Source organism: Cytobacillus oceanisediminis 2691 (assembly GCF_007678455.1).
GTDB classification, from domain to species: Bacteria; Bacillota; Bacilli; order Bacillales; family Cytobacillaceae; genus Mesobacillus; species Mesobacillus oceanisediminis_A.
Genome location: NZ_VEEP01000006.1, coordinates 110,481 through 135,771 on the forward strand (window position 1 = coordinate 110,481; position 25,291 = coordinate 135,771).

Consider the following 25,291-nt stretch of genomic DNA (forward strand, 5'->3'; position numbering starts at 1 on the left):
TTATCCAACTTCACTGTCCCACTTTTTCTCATCCTGAACAAAAAGGATACCAAGTTCGTGATGATCGCCTTCATATAACGCCCGTTGCACAAAACGGATTTGCGCATTCGTATCAAGCACTTCCAGCTTGCAATGTGCCCTGTTTCGCGAAAGAGCCTCGTAAAATGTTTTTTCGTCATTGACGTTCGTGCCATTGACTTTTGTGACAAGCTCCCCTACTTCCAGGGCCATTTTATCGGCTGGCGATCCTGGCAGGATGCCGAGAATCATTACGCCATGATTCTTTTTGGAAAAATAGAACGGATGGCTTTCTTCCTGCATCCGCTGGGTATAAGTCAAAGCTTCGCGGCCAATGATCGCGATAGACACGGCTGCGATGGCCGCGATGGGGTACCAGTACCCGGCTGCAGCAATCAGTACGGCCAGGATGCCAAGTCCAATCACCCGGCTGCCCTGCTGCTGAATGGCCTCCCTCGGCAGCATGCCCTGGATTTGCTGATGCATGCCGATCGCGAATGGAATGAGAAGCAATGAATATGTATTGTCGCCAAGCGTGAACACCGGCCACCACTCGAACGGCATGGTCAGGATGTTTCCTGGAATGAGCATGAATGCCGGAACCAGCCACAGCCGTTTCACCTCATGAACACCGACCGTCTGGCCGCGCTTGCTTTTAACTAATTTTGGAGAAGTTCCCTTTTTGCCATTCTTTAAAATAAGGAATCCTTCACCGATTGTCAGCAGTGCCAGCAAAATCGCGATGGAAGGATATATTTTTTCATCCAAATTTGAAAATAAATCGCCGGCCAGCGGAAGCTCGATGTTTTTGCCCGACAGAAAAGCTAGAGCAAAAAAAGCAGCGCCAACCGTATAGGCAGGAGCCAGCAGCCTCACTCTCGCGGTAAAGCTCAATAGCAATGTCGCCGCCGCAATTAAAACAATCGCCGCGAATGGTATCGTAAGCCCTGCTCCAATAGTGATTGCGGAAATCAGCAGACCGACAAGCAGACCAAGCGGAAACAGCTGCCTTAGCTCAAAATAAGCATCTTCCGACCGGACCGTGAAGTTTTTCCGCTCCCGCTTCACGCGCGCAACCCCAAGGACCGCAGCTATAATAAAAGAATAATAGAACACAGGGTGAAGCAGAAGCCTGCCCGTCCCCTTCAAAAGCTCAATGAACCAATCCTGTGCCACCCCTATGTCACCATCCCCGTAAAATTACATATTATTAAGCTTATTCTATCAAATCTAGGGGGTAAAACCTATTAATACTTGCGGAAATGGGATGGGATTTTTTTCTTGTGGAGGTTTATTTCGGTCGATAGCAACTAATCTCTATGGAATCCGGGTTATTCTCTACGGTTTGGTCTGGAATCTCTACGGAATGCTGCTTATTCTCTACGGAAGAGGCTATAATCTCTACGAAATGAAGCATATTCTCTACGTTTACCATAAACTAACAAAAAAAACACTGCACCCCTGACTAAGGTACAGCGTCTTCTAAAAATGGAGTTGTAGTTGATTACCTTGCCAGCAGCCTCAACGCAGTCTGCAGCTGCAAATCGTTCTCTTCCTGCTTCATCGCTTCCCTGGCAGCTTCCTCGAGAGCACTGGCTGTTTTGGCGTTGATCACGCCGGTTACGTTCATGCTATTGTTACGCTGGAATGCCTTGACGGCGATTTCGGTCTTATCGCTGAAGTAGCCGTCTGTACGCCCCGGCTCGAATCCAAGGCCTGCAAGAATCTCCTGGGCGTTCTTGACCTGCTCGTTATTCATATCCAGCTTCAGCGGTTTTTCAGCCTGGATCGGATGTGTGTGATACAAAGCTGGCTGGTTGACTTCGACGGTTGGCTCGATGCCTTTCTTATGGATCCAGTTGCCATCCGGCGTCAGCCATTTGAACAGCGTCAGCTTGATATTGCTTCCATCGCCCATCGGCACAGCCTGCTGGACTGTTCCCTTTCCGAAGGTCTTTTCGCCGATAATAGGATAGCCGCCCGCTTCCTTCAATGCCCCGGCCAGGATTTCCGCTGCTGATGCACTTCCGTCATTTGTCAACACGCCAATCGGGTAGTCTTTCGCTTTAGCCAAATTGGAAAAATATCGTGTCTTATCGCCGCTGCGTTCCTCGATTTGATATAGCGGCTTATCTTTAGGAATCAGCTCACGTAGAATCTCTTCGACGCTCGAAAGCAGCCCGCCAGGATTACCGCGAACATCGATCACCAGCGCATCCAATCCCTCTTTTTCCAGTATCTTCAGTTCTTTATTGAATTCCTTGGATGTTTCCTCAGAAAAAGAGGTTATCTCCAGGTATCCAATTTTTTCGCCATTTACCTTTTTCATATCACTATAAACGGTAATCTGCGGGATTTCATCACGGACCACTTTTACCTGAAGTGGATCCTTCAAGCCTTTCCGCCCAATCTCGAGTACCACAGGGGTCCCCTTTTTCCCGCGGATTTTCGTTGTCGCTTCAAACAAGTCCAGCCCATCGATACTTTCACCATCAACCTTCAGAATCTGGTCGTTCGGCTTCAAACCCGCTTTTTCTGCAGGCGAATTTTTAAAAGGCGAAACAATCACGATCTTTCCATCTACTGAACTGACTTCAGCGCCAATCCCCTCAAATGATGACTCCAGTGTCTGATTGAATTGCTTAGCAGTTTCCTTGTCCATATAGACCGAATAAGGATCCTCCAAAGTCGACAGCATGCCCTTGATGGCACCCTCAACCAGCTTTTTTCCCTCTACTTTTTCCACATAACTATTAAAAATCAAACTGTAGGCCTGCTCAACTTTTTCAATACTGCCCTGCTCGCCTGATTCTGCCCTCGCACTATCCTTAAAAGGGACAATCTGACGGTCCAGCACCCCAGCCTTACTCTCGTACCATTGCATCCCGGCGTATGTACTCCCCGCCCCAGTCAGCAGCGAGCCCGCCATCAAAATGGCAATCCACTTACGCTCCATTGCCAAACTCCTCCCTGTTTACCGCATCAACTGCTTCTCTGCCGTAAAAATTTATATGATTCCCATTATATGACGAAGAGGGACAGGGTATGAAGGTTTAATTTTGCAGGAAGGTCCCGTTTGGATTTATTTTACAAGTTTCTAAGACTATTAAACGGGAAAATAAAAAAGGAAGAGATTTGAGGTCTCTTCCTGAATTTATTACCAATATGCAGCTGGGTTTACAGCGTTTGATTTAGAAGCGTTCCACGATCCTCTGTGCAGTTCAAAGTGCAAGTGCTGTCCATAAGATTGTCCAGTATTGCCCATTGTGCCAATTCTTTGTCCTCTGGAAACCACTTGACCATTGCTAGCCATACGCGCACTCATATGTGCATAAACAGTTGTCCATGTTTGTCCATTAATTGAGTGTGCTACAAAAATAACATTCCCATAGCTTGAGGAATAATAAGAGCGAATGACAACACCATCTGCCGCAGCATGAATTGGTACGTTCGATCCACGGTTGGCAATATCAATTCCTGCATGGTATGAACCCCAACGGCTGCCAAGTCCAGATGAGATGCGTCCGCTTGCCGGCATGATGATCATACCGCCTGATGATGGTGCTGCCGCTACTGGTTCTGGGTCTGGAGCTGGAGTTGAAGTGCTTCCGCCACCGCTGCTTTTCGCTTTTGCAGCAGCCGCAGCCCTTTGTCTTGCAAGCTCAGCTTGTCTCGCTCTTTCGGCTGCGATCTCAGCCTGGCGTTTCTTTTCTAGTTGAATTGCCTGAGCCATTGCAGCTTCCTGTGCCGCCAAAACATCCGCGGCTTCTGACATTTCTAGATTCTCCGCATGCATCTGCTCTTCTTCATGCTTAAGAGTACTCATAAGCTTGTTCTTTTCTTTAATTTGATCGTTCAACTTCACTTTTAATGCTTCTAGTTCCTTCTTCATTCCCTGAAGGTTATTAAGCTTTGTTTCTACTTCATTCTGCTTCTTTTCAAGCTCTTCCTTATCCAATCTGTGCTGTTCAAGGATATCTTTATCAGCCTGTACGATTGTTGTTACCGCACTTACACGGTCAACGAAATCACTGAAACTTTGTGCTCCAAGAAGGACATCGATATAGTTTACAGTACCGCCATTTTCCTGGAAAGAACGTGCCTTGTCCTTAAGCAATTCATTGCGTTTTTCGATACGCTTGATCAATTCAGCGATTTCTACTTTTAATTGCTCGATTTCAGCGGTAGTCTGTGCGATTTCCGCATTTTTTACTTCAATTTTCTTTTCTGCGTCTTCAACACCTAAATCAAGTTTTTTGATCTGGTCATTCAGACTTTGCTGTTCAGTTTGCAGTTCACCGATCTTAGATTTATTTTTATTGATTTCAGAATTGATGCCTGAACGTTTATTTTGCAATGCATTCTTTTCTTTTTGCATTTCCGAGATGCTTGCTGCTTTTGCTTCATTTACTGATAATGGGCTTACTAAAGAACCCAGGCTTAAAGTACTGACTACTGCTAGTGAGAGTATCTGCTTTTTCACTAGATCTTTTCCCCTCTCTTACTCATGATAGTTTCGTAACTTTGTCTTTCTATCTATCGTCTATTGGTTATGTAGTGTTTAGGAGAAATTTCCGGCGATACCGGAAATTTGATCCTTTACACCTTCAAGAACTTGCGGACGGACATGAGACTTCCCCAGATTCCAATTGCCGCACCCATGATAATCAGGATCGCAGACAGCTGGTACACAAACGGGTTGAATTCTAGCAATCTTATGAAATGATCTTTTAGCTTTTCGTTCAAGAAGTCGTAAGCGTAATAATACGCTGCTGATACGACGGCAATCGGCACCACTGCTCCAAGGATACCCAGCCATAGGCCTTCAAGGAAGAATGGCCATCTGATAAAACCATTTGTGGCCCCAACGAGTCTCATAATCTCAATCTCTCGTTTACGCGCCATGATTGTAATCTTAATCGTATTAGAAATCAGGAACATTGCAGTAAAAAGAAGTCCGACAATCAAGACGAGTCCGACATTACGGCTTACTTTTATAAAACCGAAAAGTTTCTCCACCTTGCCCTGACCATATTTTACAGTTGCTACATACTCCAGCTTCTCTATTTGCTTCGCGACTTTCATTGTGTCAGTAGGATTTTTCGTCTTTACGACGAACACATCGTTTAAAGGATTGTCCTGCTCAAATAACTGGAAGGCTTCCCCTTCATCTCCCAGACTGTTAATCAGGCTTTCGAGTTCTTTTTCCTTCGGAGAATAGGTCACTTTTTTAATTCCAGATACCTGGTTGATCCGCTGTTCCAATACCTTTTTATCTTTGTCGTTCGCAGCTACATCCACATGGACTCGGATTTCTACATCCTCCTCGATTGTGGTTGCGACTTTATTTAAATTCATCATAATGACGAAAAAGACACCGACCAAAAGCAAGGTAACCGTTACGGCACTTACGGATGCGAACGTCATCCAGCCATTCCGGCCTAAGCTTTTAAAGCTTTCACGAATGTGGCGGCGGAATGTTCTAGCTTTCATATCCGTAATCACCTTTCATTTCATCACGCGCAATCCGGCCGTTCTCTATCGCGATGACGCGATGCTTGATTGTGTTGACGATTTCTTTGTTGTGGGTGGCCATGACAATCGTGGTTCCCCTCATATTAATTTCTTCGAATATGTTCATAATTTCCCATGAAGTGTCCGGGTCAAGGTTACCAGTTGGCTCATCGGCGATTACCACTTTTGGTGCGTTCACTATTGAACGAGCGATGGCAACACGCTGCTGCTCCCCGCCTGAAAGCTCAGTCGGAAGCGATCTGGCTTTATGCTTCAACCCGACTAGATCCAAAGTTTCCATTACTCGCTTTTTGATATATTGCGGCGATTCCTCAATAACCTCCATCGCGAACGCGACATTTTCATAGACTGAAAGAGTATTGAGCAATTTGAAGTCCTGGAATACGACGCCAATATTTCGGCGCAGCAATGGTACTTTGCTGTCCTTAAGCTTTGCGAGATTAACACCATTTATAATGATGGAACCCTTAGAAGGCTTCACTTCACGGTACATCATTTTTATAAAAGTAGATTTCCCAGCACCGCTGGGTCCTACCACGTATAAAAATTCACCTGCATCTATATGAACATTAATTCCATTTGCGGCCATGATACCGTTGGAATAAGTCTTGTAAACATCCTGCATATCAATCATTTTTTGTATCACCTTAGATAGTTAGTCTTATCACTCGGCTTTTCTTCGACAATTTGTAACAAACCTATTATAGCATCTAGCTCTATCAAATAAACCCTTTTATATATTACAGTTTCTTTTCAAATTGAACAAAAAGTCCCATTATATTCCTCTGAAGGGTAATATATCTACTAATTCACAAAGCATTTCACTTGCCAATCTAGCTATTTACCAAGTAAAATGCACTATTTGCAGCAAGTGTGTATTTGTCGAATTTTTAGTTTTATTACACATGTGTTACGAGATTTTGTCAAAACTTGTATGTACAAATTGTGAAGCTTGCTGAATTGCTAAATAATTTGGCGATTTTTCTAAAATGCATAAGGACAGCATTTTACCTGACAGCAGACTGGAAAAATAAGCGCAAAAAAAACGCCCTGATGATGATCAGAACGTTTCCTTTTAAATGTTATTTTTTGTTTGCCAGCCATTCAGCAACTGCAGATGCATCGTCACCTTCAAGTAATTTTGGAGGCATTGACCCTTTACCATTGGCGATTGTACTTTCAATCTCATCCTGGGATAGACGTGAACCTACATCACTTAATTTTGGCCCTACGCCGCCTTCAAGATTTCCGCCATGGCAGCTTGAACATTTTTGGTTAAAAAGCTTTTCCGGATCTGCACCAGCTTTGTCGCCGCCAGCTTCATCGCCGCCACCGCCGCAGGCTGCCAGTGCCAAGGAGGTTCCCATTAATAGAGCTAATAATTTCTTCTTCAAACTTAACTCCCCCTAAGAAAATTTTGCATACACGACTATTTTATACCAATACTAAGCCCTTTTAAAACCCTCACCCAATACCTCTGAAGCATCCATTACAATCACAAATGCAGCAGGGTCAATGGATTGAACCAATTGTTTCAATTTTGTGAACTCCGTCTGGTCCACTACACACATAATGATTGGCCGTTCTTGATCGGTATAGCCGCCGTATGCTGATAGTTTTGTCACTCCGCGGTCAATTTTATTCAAAATCGCTTCACGAACTTCATCCTGGCGGTTCGTGATGACCATCGCCATCTTCGAGCGACCGATACCAACCTGCACAAGGTCGATGGTTTTACTAGTCACATAAAGCCCGATCAAAGCATAAAGACCTCGTTCAATATCAAAGACAATCGCTGCAGACAATACAATCAGCCCATCAATCAACGCCACGCAGGTTCCAAGTGAAAGTCCCGTGTACTTATGGATGATTTGCGCGGCCAAATCCGTACCGCCAGTTGATGCATTTCCTCTGAATACAATCCCAAGGCCCAGACCGACACCAATACCGCCGAACAATGACCCAAGCAAAGGATCGAGAGTCCAAGGCTTCACATCATTCGTCAGGAACACAACAAATGGAAGAAAAATGGTCCCTGCAAGAGTTTTATACCCATATTGCCTTCCAAGTAAAACAACCCCGGCAATAAACAACGGAATATTAAATGCCCACTGCACATACGCTGGCTCCCAGCCAAGCGTCGCATCCAAAATTGTACTGATCCCGCTCACTCCGCCTGAAGCAACACGGTTTGGCAGCAGGAACACATTAAACGATATAGCCACAATCCCTGAACCTATCAACACATATACATATTCAATCAGCTTGTCCAAAGCTGGATTCATCTTTTGATTCCGCCGTTTTTTCACTGTCCTATCCCCTTTTCCCATTAATGCCGTCAGTGAGTATAGCATGTGTCGAATTTTCTGTAAACGCTAGCAGTGCGCCGTATTAAAGGATGAAAGAAAGACTTCGATTATATATGAAGAGGTACGCCGTCTTTTAATAGGCTGCCCCGGGTCAATTAGGAAAAGAAAGATTTTAAAGCTAATTTTTTTGACTTCTCTGGGTGAGTTTGTGAAATTATGAACAATTTTTGACGTTTCTTTAAATACCCTTACCCCTAGTCGTACTTTGTGATATATTTCACGTATAAGGAGGCGGTCATATTGATTAGTCTTTCCTGTAATAAGATGAAATTATTTTTTTAACAAGGATTGCTCAACGCTACACAATAAAATTCTCCAGAAAGAGGGTAATATAGATGGCTAAAAAAGTGGTAATCGTAGGTGGAGTTGCTGGCGGAGCTACAACAGCTGCCCGGTTGAGAAGATTGGATGAACAAACAGAAATCGTGATGATCGAACGCGGTGAATACATTTCTTTTGCCAACTGCGGCCTTCCTTATTATATCGGCGGTGCCATCCAGGAGCGCGATGCATTGCTTGTGCAGACAGTTGAAGGCATGTCTAAAAAGTTCAATATGGACATCCGCAACCTAAGCGAAGTGACGCGAATTGACCGTGAACGCAAGGTAGTGGAAATCCATGATTTAAAAACAGGTAAAACATATGAAGAAAATTATGATGTACTGGTTCTATCACCTGGAGCGAGTCCTATTAAACCTCCGATTCCGGGTATCGATGAAGCTGAAGCATTGTTCACACTTCGCAATATTCCGGACACTGATAAAATCAAGGCATATGTCGATGAGCGGAAGCCGATGAAAGCAACAGTCATCGGCGGCGGTTTCATCGGTGTCGAAATGGCCGAAAACCTTTGGGAACGCGGCGTCGAAGTGACACTTGTCGAGATGGCTGACCAGATCATGGCGCCGATCGACTTTGAGATGGCTTCTATTTTACACCAACATCTACGGGAAAAAGGCGTGAACCTGATCCTAGAAGATGGTGTGAAATCTTTTGAAAACAACGGTAAACTGATCAACCTGAATAGCGGCAAACAAATCGATACTGATCTGGTAATACTTGCGATTGGCGTTACTCCTGAAAATAAATTGGCTAAGGAAGCAGGCCTGGAGCTTGGACTTCGCGGTGCAATCCGTGTTAATGAAAGATTGCAGACAGCCGATGAAAGCATCTACGCTATCGGTGACGCGATTGAAGTAAAAGATTATATCAACGGCCAGGCGACTCACATTCCGCTCGCATGGCCGGCCAACCGCCAGGGACGCATCGTCGCTGACCATATCAACGGCATCGACTCCAAGTACCAGGGAACACTCGGAACATCCATTGCGAAGGTGTTTGACATGACAGTTGCCGCAACAGGCAATAACGAAAAGACATTGAAGCGCCTTGGCATTTCTTACGATGTCGTTCACGTTCACCCAAGCTCTCACGCTGGCTACTATCCAGGCGCCTTCCCTATCGCACTTAAATTGATCTTTGACCGCGAGACAGGAAAAATCTTTGGAGCTCAGGCGGTGTCTTATGATGGCGCCGACAAACGAATCGATGTTTTAGCAACTGCCATCAAAGGCGGCATGACGATTTTTGACCTTCCGGATCTTGAGCTGGCATACGCGCCGCCATACTCTTCTGCAAAGGATCCAGTCAACATGGCGGGCTATGCAGCGAAGAATATCGCTGAAGGTCTTGTGGAAACCGTTCAATGGCATGAAATCAATGACATCCTTGCAAACGGCGGCTACCTGATTGACGTCCGCGAGCCAATCGAGCGCGACATGGGCCTGATTGAGGGTTCTGTCAACATCCCGCTTGGCGAGCTGCGCGACCGCCTAGACGAGATTCCGACGAAAGAAGTGTATGTATACTGCCAGGTCGGCCTGCGCGGGTACCTTGCTTCTCGTATCCTGAAGCAGGCTAGGTTCAATGTTCGCAACCTGGATGGCGGATACAAGACTTACTCTTGCGTGTTCGAGCCAGATGCGAGTGAAAACTGTGGTACACCAATTAGCGATAATGGTGTGGCTCAGCGCAATCTTGCGATGGAAGAGATTGCTGCGGGTGCGGCCCAGAGCAGTGTTGGATTGGCCGTTGAGGCGGCTCCAGTTGCACCGGCAGCTCCAGTTGCTCCACCGACTGTAAAAACCACCCTTGATGCCTGCGGCTTATCCTGCCCTGGCCCAATCATGAAGGTGTACAAAACAATCGGTGACATGAAGGACGGCGAGGTGATGGAAGTCCATGCAACTGACCCAGGCTTCGCGAAGGACATCAAGGCATGGTGCGAAAAGACCGGCAACAAGCTGGTCAGCAACAAGTTTGAAGATAAGAAATTCAAGGCGCAAATCATGAAAGGAAACGTCGTTGTGCCTATGAATACCATGGCAGCACCGGTGGAAGTTCCAACCGATGTGCCAACAGCCGCCCCTGCCAAAAACGGTGCGACAATGGTCGTGTTCAGCGGTGACCTTGATAAAGCCATCGCAACCTTCATCATCGCATCCGGAGCCGCGGCGATGGGTAAAGAGGTAACTTTGTTCTTCACCTTCTGGGGACTGAACATCTTGAAGCGCAACGACGCACCGGCCACCGAGAAGGATATGATGGCAAAAATGTTCAGCATGATGATGCCGAAAGGCGCGAACGACCTGCCATTATCCAAGATGAACATGGGCGGCATGGGCGCCAAGATGATCAAGACCGTCATGGCCAACAAAAATGTCGACAGCCTCGAAACCTTAATGAAAAACGCTATGGACGCCGGTGTTAAGCTTGTCGCCTGCGGCATGAGCATGGACCTCATGGGGATTTCCAAAGAAGAGTTAATCGACGGAGTCGAAATCGGCGGAGTTGCAGCATATCTTGGAGATGCTGAGGATTCTGGATTGAATTTGTTTATATAGTATTGGGAGCGGCCTTCTTAGGAGGGCTGCTTTTTTCTGATTTTTTCCTTATTTAGGAAGACGGTGCAATTATCTCGATTATTGGCGCAATTAATTAGGAGGACCGTGCAATTATTGCAAAACATGGTGCAATAACCTTAAACAACGGTGCAATTATCTCTTTTTACTAACAGAATAATTTTTCCAGTAGCAAAAGTGAACAGCTATATTCGATAAAAAGTCTACTTTTTGACCTTTTTCTACCTTCGCCCCTCCACAAAAACGACTTGCGTACTGTGCTAAGCAGATTTGCGCAATATATTAGCGTAAATCTAGATTTTAATTGCAAGTTACCTTTTTTACTCCTTACTTGTTTCGTGCTTGCTTACTGAATTAAGCTCCTCATCTGGAATATTCTCCAAACCTCGAGCTTGGGGTTGTTGTAAATAGGTAATTGAGGGGTTTTCCGATGTTTAATTGAAAGTTACCTTTTTTAACTGTTTACTTGTTTTGTGCTTGCTTACTGAATTAAGCTCCTCATCCGGAATATTCTCCTCACCTCGCGCCTGGGGTTGTTGTAAATAGGTAATTGAGGGGTTTTCCGATGGTTAATTGAAAGTTACCTTTTTTAACTGCTTACTTGCTTCGTGCTTGCTTACTGGAATACTCCTCACCTGGATTATTCTCTCACCTCGCGCCTGGGGTTGTTGTAAATAGGTAATTGAGGGGTTTTCCGATGGTTAATTGAAAGTTACCTTTTTTACTTCTTACTTGTTTCGTGCTTGCTTACTGAATTAAGCTCCTCATCTGGAATATTCTCCTCACCTCGAGCCTGTGGTTGTTGTAAATAGGTAATTGAGGGTTGGGGCAGTAAAATGTCCTTTTTTAAATAACAACAACCGAGTAAATAATTCTCCCTCTTTAACAGGGTTTTTACCGATTATGTCGAATAATACACTCATCAACCTAAAGGAGTGACAATGTTTGATAGCGAAACACAGAACGGTCCCCCGCAGAATCCTCGTTAATGAAGCGCTGCTTAGAAGAACTTCTCCAACCCACCCAAAGAGGCAAGATATCTTGAAAGATTTACTGATTAAAAGAGCAGGATTTAAAGGCGAACAGGAGATGGATTATTATCTCAGCCTTTTGAACGAAAACGATTTTCATATCCTCCAGGATCTCCGTATTCCACATGGCACTAATTACTTCCAAATTGATTTCCTACTTTTATCAACCAAATTCGCATTGCTGATCGAAAATAAGAATATGCCTGGAAGCATCGAATTTGACCCTGCCTTCAAACAAGTTTTCCGAAGATATAATGACACAACGGAAGTATACGACTGCCCGGTTGACCAGGTAAAAAGACAAGTGTATCAATTCAGAAGTTGGCTGAAGAAACACAACATCACCCCACCTCCTTTAGAATTCCTCGTCACCTATAGTAATCACGGCTCCATCCTTCAAAATCCCAGTAAAAATCAAGAAATTTATCATCGAGTTTGTAAAGGAGGACATTTGGTCTTTAAAGTTGACGAATTTCAAAATCGTCACCAAAGAGAAGTCCTTTCGCTCAAAGATATAAAAAAATTAACGAAACTTTTGATTAAAAGCCATGAACCAGAGAAAGCCGACATTAACAAGTATAATTTAGCCCCTTCTGACATCATTCCTGGTATTCAATGTCCAACCTGTGAGCACTTCCACATGGAAAGAATCTCAAGGAAATGGTACTGCTCCCATTGCGGAATTACTTCATCTCATGCGCATGAACAAGCTATTCTTGATTACTTTTTGCTAATTGGGCCAACGATGACAAATAAGCAATTGAGGAATTTCCTCTGCTTGCCGTCACGAAGTACTTCTACCAACTTATTGAGGAATATGAGTTTACAGCATACAGGTAGTACAAAAAATAGAGTGTATTTTCAAGCATGATTATAACCTCCTCTTCCATGTGGCCGAGGAGGTTTTTCCATTATTAGGATGACGGTGCAATTCTAGCAGCTTACAGTGCAATAATCTTGAATGAACGTGCAATTATTCTAGTTGATGGTGCAATTAGCTTCAAATAGGGTGCAATTATGACGTTTGACCGTGCAATTAATAAAAACTGCAGCCCAATTAACACAAAAATCCCCCGCCAACCCGGCGGGGGACCACAAATTACTCACCCAAACTCAACTTAGACCTCAAATAAGCATCAATAAACATATCAATATCCCCATCCATGACTGCCTGCACGTTGCCTGATTCGGCGCTGGTGCGGTGGTCTTTGACCATGGAGTATGGATGGAAAACGTAGGAGCGGATCTGGCTGCCCCAGCCGATTTCTTTTTGCTCGCCGCGGATTTCGTCGAGTTCGGCTTGCTGCTGTTCGATTTCTCGCTGGTAAAGCTTTGCTTTCAGCATTTTCATCGATGTTTCGCGGTTCTTGATCTGTGAACGTTCTGCCTGGGATGATACAACGACACCAGTCGGCAAGTGCGTAATCCGGACGGCTGAGTCAGTTGTGTTGATATGCTGACCGCCGGCGCCGCTTGCACGGTACGTATCAATCTTCAGGTCTTCAGTACGGATATCGATCTCGATCTCATTGTTGAATTCCGGCATAACTTCGCAGGAAACAAATGAAGTATGGCGTCGCCCTGAAGAGTCAAACGGCGAAATACGAACCAATCGATGTACGCCTTTTTCCGCCTTTAAATATCCATAAGCATTATGACCTTTGATCGCTAAAGTGACACTCTTGATGCCCGCTTCGTCACCAGGAAGGTAATCCAAAGTCTCAACCTTGAAGCCGCGCTTCTCCGCCCAGCGTGTGTACATACGCAACAGCATCGAACCCCAGTCCTGTGACTCGGTTCCGCCGGCACCCGGGTGCAATTCAAGAATTGCGTTATTTTTATCGTACTCTTCACTCAACAACAATTGAAGCTCGAACTCACTCATGCGCTCTTTGAACTCGACAAGCTCCTTCTCCAGTTCTTCACGGAGATCTGCATCGTTTTCTTCTTTTACAAGCTCATAAGTTAAATCAAGATTTTCGTATGTCTCGTTAAGCTCATTAAAAACATTTACCTGTTCTTTAAGCGCATTGGCTTCATTGATGACGACCTGTGCCTTCTGCTGGTCATCCCAGAAGTCAGGCGCAAGCATGCCGTCTTCTAGCTCTGCGATTCGCGCTTCCTTATTTTCGAGGTCAAAGAGACCCCCTGAAGTCCGCTAATTTCTTAGCTGTTTTCTCAAGCTCATTCCTGATATCTGCTAATTCCATATCATTCACCTCATAGTATATTATAGCGTCTTGCTAAATGAATTTCACATCTGGTCTAAAAAAAGAAACCAGCGGGTTGCCCGCCGGCCTCTTGTATCAGTTTATTCAGCTTTGCCGCAGCAGTTCTTGTATTTCTTGCCGCTGCCGCAAATACATGGATCATTACGGCCTACATCCATTGTTTTGACGACTGGCTTCTTCTTCACTTTTCCGCCTTCGTCTTCCTTTGGATTCACCGCCTGGCCTTTTGCTACTTCCTGGCGCTCAAGGTTGCTGCGGATTTCAGCCTTCATGATGTATTTCGCAACATCGTCTTCGATGGAAAGAACCATGCTCTCGAACATTGCGAAACCTTCATGCTGGTATTCACGCAGTGGATCGATCTGACCGTACGCACGAAGGTGGATGCCCTGGCGCAGCTGGTCCATCTGGTCGATATGGTCCATCCACTTCGAGTCAACGGAACGAAGCACGATGACTTTTTCAAACTCACGCATCTGTTCGTCAGTCAACATTTCTTCTTTTTCATCATAGCGCTCTTTCACCTTCGCCATGATCGCTTCAATGATTTCATCCTGCTCTTTGCCGCGAAGGTCTTCAACAGTGATGTCACCTTCATGAAGCAGGCTGCCGTTCACGTAATCGATGATGCTGTTCAGATCCCATCTTTCCATATCTTCGCCTGCTGGCGTATGGGCGGAAACATTGCGTTCCAATGAAGATCTGATCATATTTTCAACGATGCTGCGAAGGTTTTCAGATTCAAGAACCTCGTCACGCTGCTTGTAGATGATCTCACGCTGCTGGCGAAGAACATCATCGTACTGAAGCAATTGCTTACGGGCGTCGAAGTTGTTGCCCTCAACACGTTTTTGCGCAGATTCAACGGCTCTTGAAACCATCTTGCTCTGGATTGGCTGGGTATCATCCATGCCAAGGCGTTCCATCATCGTTTTCATATTGTCAGAACCGAAACGGCGCATCAGTTCATCTTCCATTGAAAGGTAGAACTGCGTGACACCAGGGTCTCCCTGACGTCCGGAACGTCCGCGGAGCTGGTTATCGATACGACGGCTCTCATGTCGCTCAGTACCAATAACAGCAAGGCCGCCAAGCTCTTTAACGCCTTCACCAAGCTTGATGTCCGTACCACGGCCCGCCATGTTTGTGGCAATCGTAACCGAACCCTGATGACCGGCCTCAGCGATGATTTCCGCTTCACGCTCATGGTTTTTCGCGTTCAGGACATTATGCTTGATGCCTTTTTTCGATAAAAACGCAGAAATGATTTCAGACGTTTCAATAGCAACTGTACCAACAAGAACAGGTTGTCCCGCCTGGTGGCGCTCAGCGATGTCATCAGCAACTGCCTTGAACTTCCCTTGCATCGATGCGTAAATCAAATCCGGACGGTCGTCACGGGCAATCGGACGGTTCGTCGGGATGACGACAACGTTCATGTTATAGATATTGCGGAATTCCTCTTCCTCTGTCTTCGCTGTACCGGTCATACCGGACAGTTTTTCATACATACGGAAGTAGTTCTGGAATGTGATCGTCGCAAGCGTCATGCTTTCGTTCTGGATATCAAGGCCTTCCTTCGCCTCGATCGCCTGGTGCAAACCTTCGCTGTAGCGGCGGCCCTTCATCAGACGGCCAGTGAACTGGTCAACTATGACAATCTCGCCGTCCTGGACGACGTAATCAACATCCTTGTGCATGCTCGCCTGTGCTTTCATCGCCTGGTTGATATGGTGCAGCAATGTCACATGCTTGATGTCAAAAAGATTATCGATGCCGAAAGCCTTTTCTGACTTAGTGATCCCTTCCTCCGTCAGCTGGACACCCTTCGTTTTTTCATCATATGTGTAATCTTCTTCACGCTTCAATGTGCGGACGAATGCATTCGCCTGGATGTAAAGCGCAGCCGATTTTTGCGCAGAGCCGGAAATGATCAACGGCGTACGCGCTTCATCAATCAAGATTGAGTCAACTTCATCGATGACGCAGAAGTGCAGCGGGCGCTGAACCTTCTGGTCTGAGTAAAGCACCATGTTATCGCGCAGATAGTCGAAGCCAAACTCGTTGTTCGTACCATAAGTGATATCAGCACGGTAGGCTTCCTGCTTCTCTTCCTTCGTCATGCTGTTCAGGTTGAGGCCGACAGTCAATCCAAGGAATTCATACAGCTGGCCCATCTCGACGGCGTCACGGCTCGCGAGGTATTCGTTGACAGTGATGACGTGCACGCCACGGCCAGTGATGGCGTTCAGGTACACCGGCATTGTTGCTGTAAGGGTTTTACCTTCACCAGTCTTCATCTCAGAGATATTTCCCTCATGAAGAGCGATACCACCCATCAGCTGGACTTTATAAGGATACAGGCCAAGAACACGCTTGGCGCCTTCACGGACAACCGCGAATGCTTCAACAAGCAGATCATCAGTCGATTCACCATTCTGGTAGCGATTCTTGAACTCTTCCGTTTTTTCCCTAAGCTGGTCATCAGACAGCTTTTCCATATCAACTGCAAGCGCATCGATTTGATCCGCCATTTTTGTCAATTTTTTAATATCGCGTTTATTCTGGTCGAAAATTTTCGTTAAAATCCCCATACAGACGCTCCTTTTATCTATTGAATCTCGTTGAATTCGAATCGTAAAAAATAATCCCAAAGAAAAAAGATTCGCCCTGAATGCACCGAATCCCTTTAAAAAAATTCGATTTATTGCTTCTTACTATTTTACCACTTAGGACAAGGGGTGACAACCAAAGGGAAAAGTCCCCCTGCCGGCTGACAGGGGGACTCAAGGATTATTGATTTTTCATAAACTCCAAAACTTCCAGATCGATCTTGCCTTTCTCCTGCTCCCGTTCTTCGAAGTTTTCGGTGTGGATGTAGGCTGTAAGCGCTTTGTGGAGTTCAGCATCATCTGCAGGGTCTGACTTTAGGTAATCAAGACGCTTTAGATGGTGCACGACTGTTTCCCTGACCTCTCCCTCGACTGCTACAACGTTCTCAGGTTTTGCTTTGGCAAAATAAAGCTGCTGCAGACTATAGATGCGGATCAACTCCGTGATTGGGTCCGGATGGTCATCTACTCTAAGATCGATATAGCGGTCATTGTATCCGCCGTATCCACCCTTCTCTTTAACAACTAATAATGCCGCCGACTGCTGGCCCCTGCTGTCGCCACCAGCTTGCTGGCCGGCATTGAGCGCCTGAAGCAACCGCTGTGCAAGCGAGCCTTCTGTTGTTTCAAACGTTTCGGCCATTGCTTTTACAGTATTTTCGTCCACTAAAATATTTCCCTGTGCTGCAAAGTGCTTGCCTGTTATCCCGCCTGCCCAGTCATAACAGTATGTACCCGTAAAAGTTGCTGGATTGCCCTCGGCATCAATCAAGCCGACCTGGCGCATTTCCTTGTCAGGGTCGTCCTTTGTGATCAACTCCATGGCCTCTTCAGCCGATTTCCCCTGCGCCATCAATTCGAGCGCCTGTGGCCCATACGCCGTATTCGCGTATGACTGAGTAGCCACAGCTCCCACTCCCGCTTTCGCAAAAGGTACAACTGCTCCTACGCCAAGGAATTTAGATTGTACCGCAATTCCCCATTCTTTTTCCTGAGGATCATAACCTACGATTGAAAATGTCATATATATCGCCTCCTGGAAAATTATTTCGGCACTCGGCATAATTTTTCCTTCTAAAGAACAAATTAAAACCCACAGCCAATTTCTGACTGTGGGTTGATTGTTAGATGATTATTGAGCTTCAATCAAACCATAACGGCCGTCGTTACGCTTGTAAACAACGTTTGTTTGATTTGTTTCTGCGTTTGTGAACACGTAGAAGCTGTGGCCAAGCATGTTCATTTGCAGGATCGCCTCTTCGCTGTCCATTGGCTTCAGATCGAAGCTCTTTGTGCGGACAACTTCAAGGTCTTCGTCTTCCTCAACCTGCTCAACATCTGTGAAAATCGGAGCGTAATCCTTTAAGCTTTCCTTTTCACGGAACTTGCGGTTGACCTTTGTTTTATGCTTGCGGATCTGGCGCTCAAGCTTATCTGTGATCAGGTCGATCGCAGCATACATATCTTCATGAACTTCCTCGGCGCGAAGCACAAGGTCCTTCATCGGAATCGTAATTTCAACTTTTGATTTCTTATCTTGATAAACTTTCAGGTTCACGTTCACATTGGCATTGGGTGACTCGGTGAAATACCGGTCAAGCTTCGCAATCTTCTTCTCAACATACTCTCTGATTGCTGGCGTTACCTCAATGTTTTCTCCACGAATGTTGTAGTTCATAGTGGACTCCTCCTTTGGGATATGACTATGTATTACTAATTCTATTTTACCCCAAAGAACTCCTGCAAAAACAGTCAGAAGATTTGACGATTTTATGTCTGTTTTTACTGTCGGAATAGTGGATAGTTTGTTGAGGGTTGTCCGACTATGGAAAAACCGCCCGATTAAAGGCGGTTATACTTGTATAAATGGTTTTAATTGTTGTTCCACAATCAGCTTCCAGGAAGAGTATGCAGGATGTATATCCTCTAGAATGATTTTTTGCTTTGCGTTCTGGTCATTAAACTTCCCATCAAGCATTTCCGCTTTTTCGACCACTGCCTCGAACCTGACAAGGCTATTCAAAACTGATGTCTGTTCCTTAAAATATTCCGCTAAAACAAAATTGGTATTAATCATCTGGGTAAACGCATGAAATATATCACTTAAAAGCCTGTCACCTTCCGTGTAAGAAAGATTATTGAAGCTTTCTTTGATGTATTTAAATGCCTCTTCTACCGTTTCAAGCAAATCCATGTATTGCCTTGCCAGGAAGTATTGTTCTTCGCTTAATGCAATCAATCCATTCACCTATTTTCTTTTATCGTAAAACATGCCGTCCGTTGAGAGGCTTTGATATGGATTGACATATTTCGTGTTTGATTGTTTTTTTGCCTGCAGGTTCTTGATGTCTTTCTGGATCGAGCCCTTTTCTGCTTTTAAAAGCTGTTCAAGCCTAGCGTTCAACTGGATGATTTGCTTGCCCAATTCCGATTCCTCCAGCGTATATGGAGGCGAAATCTCTTTCACTAGCTCATCACGCCTATCCAAAAACTCTTCCACTTTTGAAATTTTCTCATCCAGCTCTCCCTGAGAATTTTGCAAAATATGAATCAACTCAGTTGTTGCCTCGTGAAACTTTTTAACTGCGCTCACTAAGCCATGCCACCCTTGCTATGCTGCTTCTGGCGATTCAACTGGATGACCTGCTTCCAAGTATCGCGGAAGTCAGTGACAAGCCCTTCGACTTCCTCCAGGATTGCTGTATCATTCTTAACATTTGCCTCGATCAACCGGCGATTCATATAGTCATATAATGACATCATATTCTCCGAGACTTCAAGTTCCATGTTTAAAGTAACCATCAGCTCTTGAACTATGCTTTGAGCCTTCTGGATATTCGTATTCTTTGCTTGTATATCATTTGTTTTAATTGCGTTTTTCGCTAGGTGGATAAATTTTAAGCATCCGTTATATAACAACAATGTCAATTCACCTGGAGAAGCGGTATTGACTGAGTTTTGCTGGTAGGACTGGTATGGATTGTTTACTGCCATTTTTTACTCTCCTTTATCGAAAGGGAATTTTGTTACATTCCTCCGCCGAATTGCTGCATTAAATACATTGACTGGCTGTTTGAACGCTGTATCGCTTTTTCCATTGCCGTGAATTGTCGCCAGTAGCGATCTTCTACTTGAATCAAACGATTCTGGAAACGATCAATTTGGTTATCTAAGCTTTCTAAGTTTCTTCCTAGTGTAAAGGAGTTATTTATACTAGATGCTTTGCCTGCTCGCTTTTCAATGTTCAGCATTGTTGTTTTTATCGTTTCCCTGAGCTTACGAGCGAGTCCCTGGCTTTCTCCTGTTCCTTCCTTAGAAAATAGCTCATACACACCATTGGGATTCTCTGATATAGCTGCTTTAAGCTTATCCGTATCGATGACTAGTTTTCCGCCATCCAAATAATTGCTGGAAGTAGTGATTCCTATCTTAGAAAGCTGATTTGTTCCTGCAAGTCCTGAAACGGATGAGTAGAGATCCATTCGCATTTTATTCAATGCCCCAGATAAAATTGAGTCACCTCTAAGGGTTCCGCTCCTTGCCTTTTCCTCCCAGCGCTCGATATCCTTTTCGCTCATTGCCTCTTTTTGCTCATTAGTCAGCGGCTGGTAATCCCGATATCGTTTTTCTCCCAGCTCACCTTTAACTGTTTCAATTAAAGAATTATATTTTTCAACAAAACTGACGATTGTTTCAAGAATAGCATCAGTATCAGTTGTTGAAGAGTAGGTTACTGGACCTGTTGTTCTGTCTTTTAAAGAAATTTCAACTCCATTGATCACAAAAGTATTGCTTGACCTTTCGATCGGCATTCCATTGTAGGTTAACGAAGCATTGGTTCCCGATGCCCCAAACCCTGCTGTCTTGGCTGCCTCATTATCTGCCGCCATATTCAACGCTGACCAAAAGTTTCCGTCGCTCAACAGGGATATTTCTGAACCGCCAGCAATATCACCCGTGTTCTTTGCAATAATCGACATGGTCCCTTTATCTTTATCAAAATAAGCGGAGACATCTGTCTGGCTGTTTATCTTAGCTACCACAGTATCCATGGTATCGACTGCTGGGTCAATAGTGACTTCCTTTATCGAACCAAGCTTACCATCCTTGTCGATCGCCTGAATTTTCAAAGTCTGTGCTGTAATTCCATAACTGCTTAGTTTGGTTGTGGGAACAATTGAAGCAGATGCCGTTGAATACATACTTCCAGATTTCGCAAGGCTTCCAACTTCAATAGTCCCTGAAAAATCAGCAGTAGAATTAATATTTTTTATAGATACAGCTTCTGGATTTGAAACCGAAATAGATTTTTTTATGTAAGAGCCTTGTTTCATGATGCCATCAAACATAAGCCTGTCCAGCTCTAGCAGTGATTTATTGATTTCCCTGTAATCATCTCTCTGCCATTCCAAATACTGCTTCTTTTGAGCAAGCTTATCCAACGGTATCCGTTCTGCTTTCATCAAATCACCTACGAGTTGGTCAATGTCCATCCCGCTGGCTAAGCCGCCTATCCTTAAATTTGCCATAGTATCATCACCTTCAGACCTTTTTATCCATTAAAATTCCCAGAAACTCTGTCATAGCTGCGTAGAAATCCAGCATTTTTTTAGGCGGTATTTCCCTTACAACTTCATGTGTAACATCATCCACAATCGTTACGTAATATTCATTCAGTTTTTCATGATATTCAAATTTTAGCGAAGTCGGTGAGTTCTGGATGAAAAGATTTAGATTTCCAACCATTTCCTCTACCTTTTCTTTAGGAAAAACAAAACTATCTGCCGCCCCTTGATTTATGTTTAGCGGTAAAAACTCTTTTTCTATTCCTTTTACTAAGTCTGTTTCACCCTTTTGGGTAATTCTTGGCTGTGAGGAATTGAAGTTTGATGATATCGAGTTAATCATCATGTGCTCCCCCTGAAATATCAATCTTTTAATATTATTATCGTCAAAAAATCCATTTTGTTTAAATCTTATTTAAAATAAAAAGGAATCTTCCTGGAAGATTCCTCTAAACTTTTTTATTTAGGAACAGTAACAGTTGTTGCGCCGCCTTTCCCTCCATAGGATCCACGTATATAAACCGTTCCTCCCGCCGAAAGAGGCAAAACATTGATCAGTCCGTTCCCATCGACTGTTGCTAAATTAGCATTGCTGGTACTGAATAGAGTAAAAGCTGTTACATCCTGGTTACTGCCGTCAGAGTAATTGGCAATTACCTGTACGTTATACATACTCCCTTTTAAAAGAGTGATAGATAAAGGTTTAAATGTAAGGCTCTGTACTGTTGGTTTAGCAGGTATTGTGATTGTTGCAGAGCTGCCCTTTCCATTAAAGCTTCCGCGAATATAGACAGTTCCAGGTGTTGCTGTTGACAGCACTGTTATTAGGCCTGCTGAATCTACTGTTGCAAGGGACGGATTGCTGCTAGTAAATGAGACTCTTGATGTAACATCCTCAGAAGTCCCATCCGAATACTCCGCGACAACATTCAACTGTAGCGTCTCACCATTCTTTAAAGATGCGCTTGAAGGCGTGAACTTTAAATTCGAAACTGATGCCGGAGGATCAATTGTTATGGTTGAAGCCGCTCCTTTTCCTCCAAAAGTACCCCGTATATAAAGTGACCCGCCAGTAGTTGGAGAGACAGCGGTGACAAGTCCGGCCGGATTTACCGTCGCAAGATTTACGTTGCTAGTTGTAAAGGCTGTTTGAGATGTAACATCCTGAGCAGAACCATCGGAATAGATTGCAGTAACGCCTATTTGAATAGTTTCCCCAGCTTTTAGTGTTGCCTTATCAGGATTAAAGGATAAACCAACAATGTATGGCTTACTAACTGTAAGTGAAGTTGAACCTCCCTTCCCTCCAAACGAACCTTGGATATTGACAATTCCATTCGGAGCTGTCGCTGGAATGCTCACCAAGCCTGTAGTTTTATCCACCGAGGCAAGAGTAGCATTTGAGCTTATCAGAGATGCTTGATTAGTTACATCTACACTTGTTCCATCTGTATAATTTGCCATGACATTAATCTGTACAGAGTCCCCTGGTTTGACTGTTTTTGCGGCTGGTGTAAAGGTCAGACTTGATACAGTGGGGGCAGCAGGTATGGTAAAAGAAGCTGCTCCTCCCTTTCCTCCATAACTTCCTCGAATGTAAACCGTCCCTCCTGTTGCAGAATCGAGGACAGTGACCTGTCCAGTAGCAGGGTCAACAAAAGCTTGGCCAGGAAGGCTGCTTGTCAGCCCTGCATTTGCAGTAACATCTTCACTTGTACCATCTGAATATTTAGCGATCACTGTTACCTGTGCCTTTTCACCTGTAAGTAAGGTCTGTTTATCAATAGTAAATTTCAGTTCAGTTACTATTGGAGGATTAGGAACTGTTACAGTAGCAGCTGTTCCTTTACCCCCAAAAGAACCTCTAATATATAAAGACCCGCCAGAAGCATCCCCCGCTACAGTAGCTAAACCTGAAGAATTTACCATAGCCAGACTCTCATTGCTGCTTTGATAAGCAACCTGGGAGGTGACATCAACACTTGTTCCATCTGAGTATTCTGCGATGACTTGGAATTGCTGAGTCTCATTTCTTTTTAAAGTCACTGTGGAAGGGGTGATTTTCAACGAGTTTAATACAGGCAGTGCAGGTACAGTTATTTTAGAAGAAACTGTTTGGTTATTATATACTCCTGTAATTGTCACTGTTCCACCTGTAGATGAAGATGGGATTGTTACTACTCCATGATGATCGACAACTGCTAAACTCTCGTTTCCGCTTTTATACGCTGTTGCACTTGTAACATCTTCCATTGTGCCATCAGAATAATTTGCAATAACCTTAAGCCCCTGACTGCTTCCCTGTTTTAATGTTATTTGTTCAGGTGAAATTTGAATGCCGGTAAATTCCCTGATTGAAGATACATCAATAATAGTTGCAGATGATATACCTGCATACTTGATATTGATTGATACCTGGCCATCCCGTGCAGTTTTCGGGATGGTAATTAGGCCGCTGTTGCTTACAATTGCAAGACTTGTGCTTCCGCTTAAATATGATGCACTCTTTGTCACGTCTTTTTTTGATCCATCAGCAAATATGGCTGAAACCGTCAATTGCTGTGATTGTCCACTTTTTAACTGCATCGTTTCTGGTGTCACGAGAAGGGATACAGGTGGCTCGCTGATCTTAATGTTTACTACAGCCGTTTTATCCTGATTTTTCACAATAATTGGAACAGCCTCTCCTGACACTGCTCCATCAGTAACCAAGATCATTCCATTCGGACTTACAAGAACGGATGCAGGATCACTACTCTCATATGTGGTGCCCATTGAAGCATAGGTAACATCCTTTCTAGCACCATCAGAGTAAAGAGCACTCACTGATAATTGATGTTTCTCCCCAGATCCCAGCAGAACCTCTTGTCCAGCATTGAGTTGTAAAAGCTGAACTGAATTGACAGGCTCGTCCACTTTTACGTTAACAGTTGTGGTATATGTTTGATGTGTTACTGTTATGACAGCCGTATCTCCAATCTGTGCGGCAGGCTGCAATGAAATAATCCCGTCCGCATTTACCAAAACGTTTTCTGAACTGCTGCTGTATTTCGTACCCGAAGAAGCCTTCGAAACTTCGGAAATTGTTACACCATCATCCATCGTAATTTTTAAAGGAAGATTTTGTCCTTGGGCAATAGAAACAGTACTCGGAGTCGCGGTCAATTTTGAAGGCACGCTTATATCCAATCCACCAATAACCGCTGGATTGCCTGAAGGAGACGTTGCCAAGACTGACAAAAAATCAGGATATGTATTATATTCATCATGCCAGCAGCAGATATCCAAATCGTCTGTAATACCAATCGCTTGTCCTTCTGCATTCGGTGTAACATCTGAATACCCTAGATTAATATTAGCTGAGATATTCCCTACAGCACCAAGATAGGCATAAGGATTAGTAAAATCAGATGCAAAGCCGATCAATCCACCGCCATTATTAATGAAAGATGCAATATCATTCTGACGGACCACAAGTTTGTTATGCTGTATCTGCGTTAGTCCACCATAGGTATTATGTTCATCACTGGATACTGCCAGCATGGCATATCCAGTGAAACCTTGAGTATCAATCGATGCTTCATCAACAAATTGGACTTTTTGGCCAGTTCCACTTCCTATGGCATTCCAGAAATCCGTTACATATTGTGAATTTGCACCAAAAACGAGAATGCCAGATCCCCCATTGGTCACTTTCGCACGAATGGAGTTAATAATATTTTGATAGACTGAGATAGGTCCGTGTCCGCCCGGGCCTCCATCTTCAGCATCAATCCCCATTAGGATAATCGGTCCACCCGAGGACTGGGCAACAGCGAGTGCCCTTGTCGGGACATTAGTAATAACGATTGAAAGCAATAAGACTATGCTGAGCAGAACCGATAAATTTTTTCTTATTTTGCCATTCATGTTGTCTTCCCCCTTTATTGTATAAATTCATTATATCAAATTACCTACTATATTGAATTATTTTCCATCAAAATGTGATAAAAAACCTACCGTTGTCTTT

At 44.3% G+C, this 25,291-nt stretch carries 19 protein-coding genes; 2 read left to right on the forward strand and 17 right to left on the reverse strand.

The window, feature by feature from the left end; translation table 11 throughout:
• The 7 genes from FS736_RS13250 to FS736_RS13280 form a co-directional block, all read right to left on the reverse strand.
• The gene (locus FS736_RS13250) at nucleotides 1-1,194 is read right to left on the reverse strand and encodes a PDZ domain-containing protein (RefSeq protein WP_144478007.1); all 1,194 of its coding nucleotides are present in this window, start codon (nucleotides 1,192-1,194) and stop codon (nucleotides 1-3) included.
• Nucleotides 1,195-1,522: 328 nt separating this feature from the next.
• Nucleotides 1,523-2,974 (reverse strand): S41 family peptidase, encoded by a 1,452-nt coding sequence (locus FS736_RS13255; RefSeq protein ID WP_144478009.1) that lies wholly within the window; start codon nucleotides 2,972-2,974, stop codon nucleotides 1,523-1,525.
• A 201-nt stretch (nucleotides 2,975-3,175) separates the two neighbouring features.
• On the reverse strand, nucleotides 3,176-4,501 hold the full coding sequence (locus FS736_RS13260; protein ID WP_144478011.1) for a murein hydrolase activator EnvC family protein: 1,326 nt from the start codon (nucleotides 4,499-4,501) through the stop codon (nucleotides 3,176-3,178).
• A 116-nt stretch (nucleotides 4,502-4,617) separates the two neighbouring features.
• Nucleotides 4,618-5,511, reverse strand: a complete 894-nt coding sequence (gene ftsX, locus FS736_RS13265) for a permease-like cell division protein FtsX (RefSeq protein ID WP_144478013.1) — start codon at nucleotides 5,509-5,511, stop codon at nucleotides 4,618-4,620.
• The gene (gene ftsE / locus FS736_RS13270; RefSeq protein ID WP_144478015.1) at nucleotides 5,501-6,187 is read right to left on the reverse strand and encodes a cell division ATP-binding protein FtsE; all 687 of its coding nucleotides are present in this window, start codon (nucleotides 6,185-6,187) and stop codon (nucleotides 5,501-5,503) included. Before ftsE ends, ftsX begins: the two co-directional genes overlap by 11 nt.
• Nucleotides 6,188-6,635: 448 nt before the next feature.
• A complete protein-coding gene (gene cccB / locus FS736_RS13275) occupies nucleotides 6,636-6,947 on the reverse strand; it encodes a cytochrome c551 (RefSeq protein ID WP_144478017.1) in 312 nt (103 codons plus the stop codon).
• A gap of 51 nt (nucleotides 6,948-6,998) precedes the next feature.
• Nucleotides 6,999-7,838 carry a YitT family protein gene (locus tag FS736_RS13280; RefSeq protein ID WP_251543288.1) on the reverse strand — a complete coding sequence of 280 codons (840 nt, stop codon included), beginning with the start codon at nucleotides 7,836-7,838 and terminating at the stop codon, nucleotides 6,999-7,001.
• A gap of 419 nt (nucleotides 7,839-8,257) precedes the next feature.
• Between FS736_RS13280 and FS736_RS13285 the strand changes: the two genes are divergently transcribed.
• Complete coding sequence (locus tag FS736_RS13285) at nucleotides 8,258-10,825, forward strand: CoA-disulfide reductase (RefSeq protein WP_144478019.1); 2,568 nt, start codon at nucleotides 8,258-8,260, stop codon at nucleotides 10,823-10,825.
• 1,059 nt (nucleotides 10,826-11,884) lie between these two features.
• Nucleotides 11,885-12,745 (forward strand): nuclease-related domain-containing protein, encoded by an 861-nt coding sequence (locus FS736_RS13290; protein ID WP_144478021.1) that lies wholly within the window; start codon nucleotides 11,885-11,887, stop codon nucleotides 12,743-12,745.
• 228 nt (nucleotides 12,746-12,973) lie between these two features.
• Here FS736_RS13290 and prfB read toward each other — a convergent pair.
• The 10 genes from prfB to FS736_RS13340 all read right to left on the reverse strand — a co-directional run bounded on the left by prfB (nucleotide 12,974) and on the right by FS736_RS13340 (nucleotide 25,191).
• Nucleotides 12,974-14,084, reverse strand: a protein-coding gene (prfB, locus tag FS736_RS13295; protein WP_144478023.1) for a peptide chain release factor 2 whose coding sequence is annotated in 2 segments (ribosomal slippage) — nucleotides 12,974-14,011 and nucleotides 14,013-14,084 — 1,110 coding nt in all. Because the reading frame shifts where the segments join, the coding sequence is not laid out codon by codon here.
• Between the two features lie 101 nt (nucleotides 14,085-14,185).
• Complete coding sequence (gene secA, locus FS736_RS13300) at nucleotides 14,186-16,699, reverse strand: preprotein translocase subunit SecA (protein ID WP_144478026.1); 2,514 nt, start codon at nucleotides 16,697-16,699, stop codon at nucleotides 14,186-14,188.
• A gap of 199 nt (nucleotides 16,700-16,898) precedes the next feature.
• Entirely contained in the window at nucleotides 16,899-17,741 is an 843-nt protein-coding gene (locus FS736_RS13305) for a DUF1028 domain-containing protein (RefSeq protein WP_144478028.1), read from the reverse strand.
• Nucleotides 17,742-17,849: 108 nt separating this feature from the next.
• Nucleotides 17,850-18,395: a ribosome hibernation-promoting factor, HPF/YfiA family gene (gene hpf / locus FS736_RS13310; RefSeq protein WP_144478030.1), complete on the reverse strand. Its 546-nt coding sequence runs from the start codon at nucleotides 18,393-18,395 to the stop codon at nucleotides 17,850-17,852.
• A 174-nt stretch (nucleotides 18,396-18,569) separates the two neighbouring features.
• Nucleotides 18,570-18,956: a DUF8042 domain-containing protein gene (locus tag FS736_RS13315; protein WP_144478033.1), complete on the reverse strand. Its 387-nt coding sequence runs from the start codon at nucleotides 18,954-18,956 to the stop codon at nucleotides 18,570-18,572.
• Between the two features lie 9 nt (nucleotides 18,957-18,965).
• The gene (gene fliT / locus FS736_RS13320) at nucleotides 18,966-19,310 is read right to left on the reverse strand and encodes a flagellar protein FliT (protein WP_144478035.1); all 345 of its coding nucleotides are present in this window, start codon (nucleotides 19,308-19,310) and stop codon (nucleotides 18,966-18,968) included.
• On the reverse strand, nucleotides 19,310-19,711 hold the full coding sequence (fliS, locus tag FS736_RS13325) for a flagellar export chaperone FliS (RefSeq protein WP_144478037.1): 402 nt from the start codon (nucleotides 19,709-19,711) through the stop codon (nucleotides 19,310-19,312). Before fliS ends, fliT begins: the two co-directional genes overlap by 1 nt.
• Before the next feature lie 32 nt (nucleotides 19,712-19,743).
• Nucleotides 19,744-21,246, reverse strand: a complete 1,503-nt coding sequence (locus FS736_RS13330; RefSeq protein ID WP_144478039.1) for a flagellar hook-associated protein 2 — start codon at nucleotides 21,244-21,246, stop codon at nucleotides 19,744-19,746.
• 13 nt (nucleotides 21,247-21,259) lie between these two features.
• Nucleotides 21,260-21,628, reverse strand: a complete 369-nt coding sequence (gene flaG / locus FS736_RS13335) for a flagellar protein FlaG (RefSeq protein ID WP_260983599.1) — start codon at nucleotides 21,626-21,628, stop codon at nucleotides 21,260-21,262.
• Between the two features lie 113 nt (nucleotides 21,629-21,741).
• A complete protein-coding gene (locus tag FS736_RS13340; protein WP_144478041.1) occupies nucleotides 21,742-25,191 on the reverse strand; it encodes an Ig-like domain-containing protein in 3,450 nt (1,149 codons plus the stop codon).
• Nucleotides 25,192-25,291 lie beyond the last annotated feature (100 nt).

Coding starts and splice junctions, on each gene's coding strand:
- flaG (WP_260983599.1), bottom strand. CDS start 21,628: ATGATGATTAACTCGATATCATCAAACTTCAATTCCTCACAGCCAAGA.
- FS736_RS13280 (WP_251543288.1), bottom strand. CDS start 7,838: ATGAATCCAGCTTTGGACAAGCTGATTGAATATGTATATGTGTTGATA.
- FS736_RS13340 (WP_144478041.1), bottom strand. CDS start 25,191: ATGAATGGCAAAATAAGAAAAAATTTATCGGTTCTGCTCAGCATAGTC.
- FS736_RS13330 (WP_144478039.1), bottom strand. CDS start 21,246: ATGGCAAATTTAAGGATAGGCGGCTTAGCCAGCGGGATGGACATTGAC.
- ftsE (WP_144478015.1), bottom strand. CDS start 6,187: ATGATTGATATGCAGGATGTTTACAAGACTTATTCCAACGGTATCATG.
- fliS (WP_144478037.1), bottom strand. CDS start 19,711: ATGGCAGTAAACAATCCATACCAGTCCTACCAGCAAAACTCAGTCAAT.
- secA (WP_144478026.1), bottom strand. CDS start 16,699: ATGGGGATTTTAACGAAAATTTTCGACCAGAATAAACGCGATATTAAA.
- FS736_RS13255 (WP_144478009.1), bottom strand. CDS start 2,974: ATGGAGCGTAAGTGGATTGCCATTTTGATGGCGGGCTCGCTGCTGACT.
- FS736_RS13285 (WP_144478019.1), top strand. CDS start 8,258: ATGGCTAAAAAAGTGGTAATCGTAGGTGGAGTTGCTGGCGGAGCTACA.
- hpf (WP_144478030.1), bottom strand. CDS start 18,395: ATGAACTACAACATTCGTGGAGAAAACATTGAGGTAACGCCAGCAATC.
- ftsX (WP_144478013.1), bottom strand. CDS start 5,511: ATGAAAGCTAGAACATTCCGCCGCCACATTCGTGAAAGCTTTAAAAGC.
- FS736_RS13305 (WP_144478028.1), bottom strand. CDS start 17,741: ATGACATTTTCAATCGTAGGTTATGATCCTCAGGAAAAAGAATGGGGA.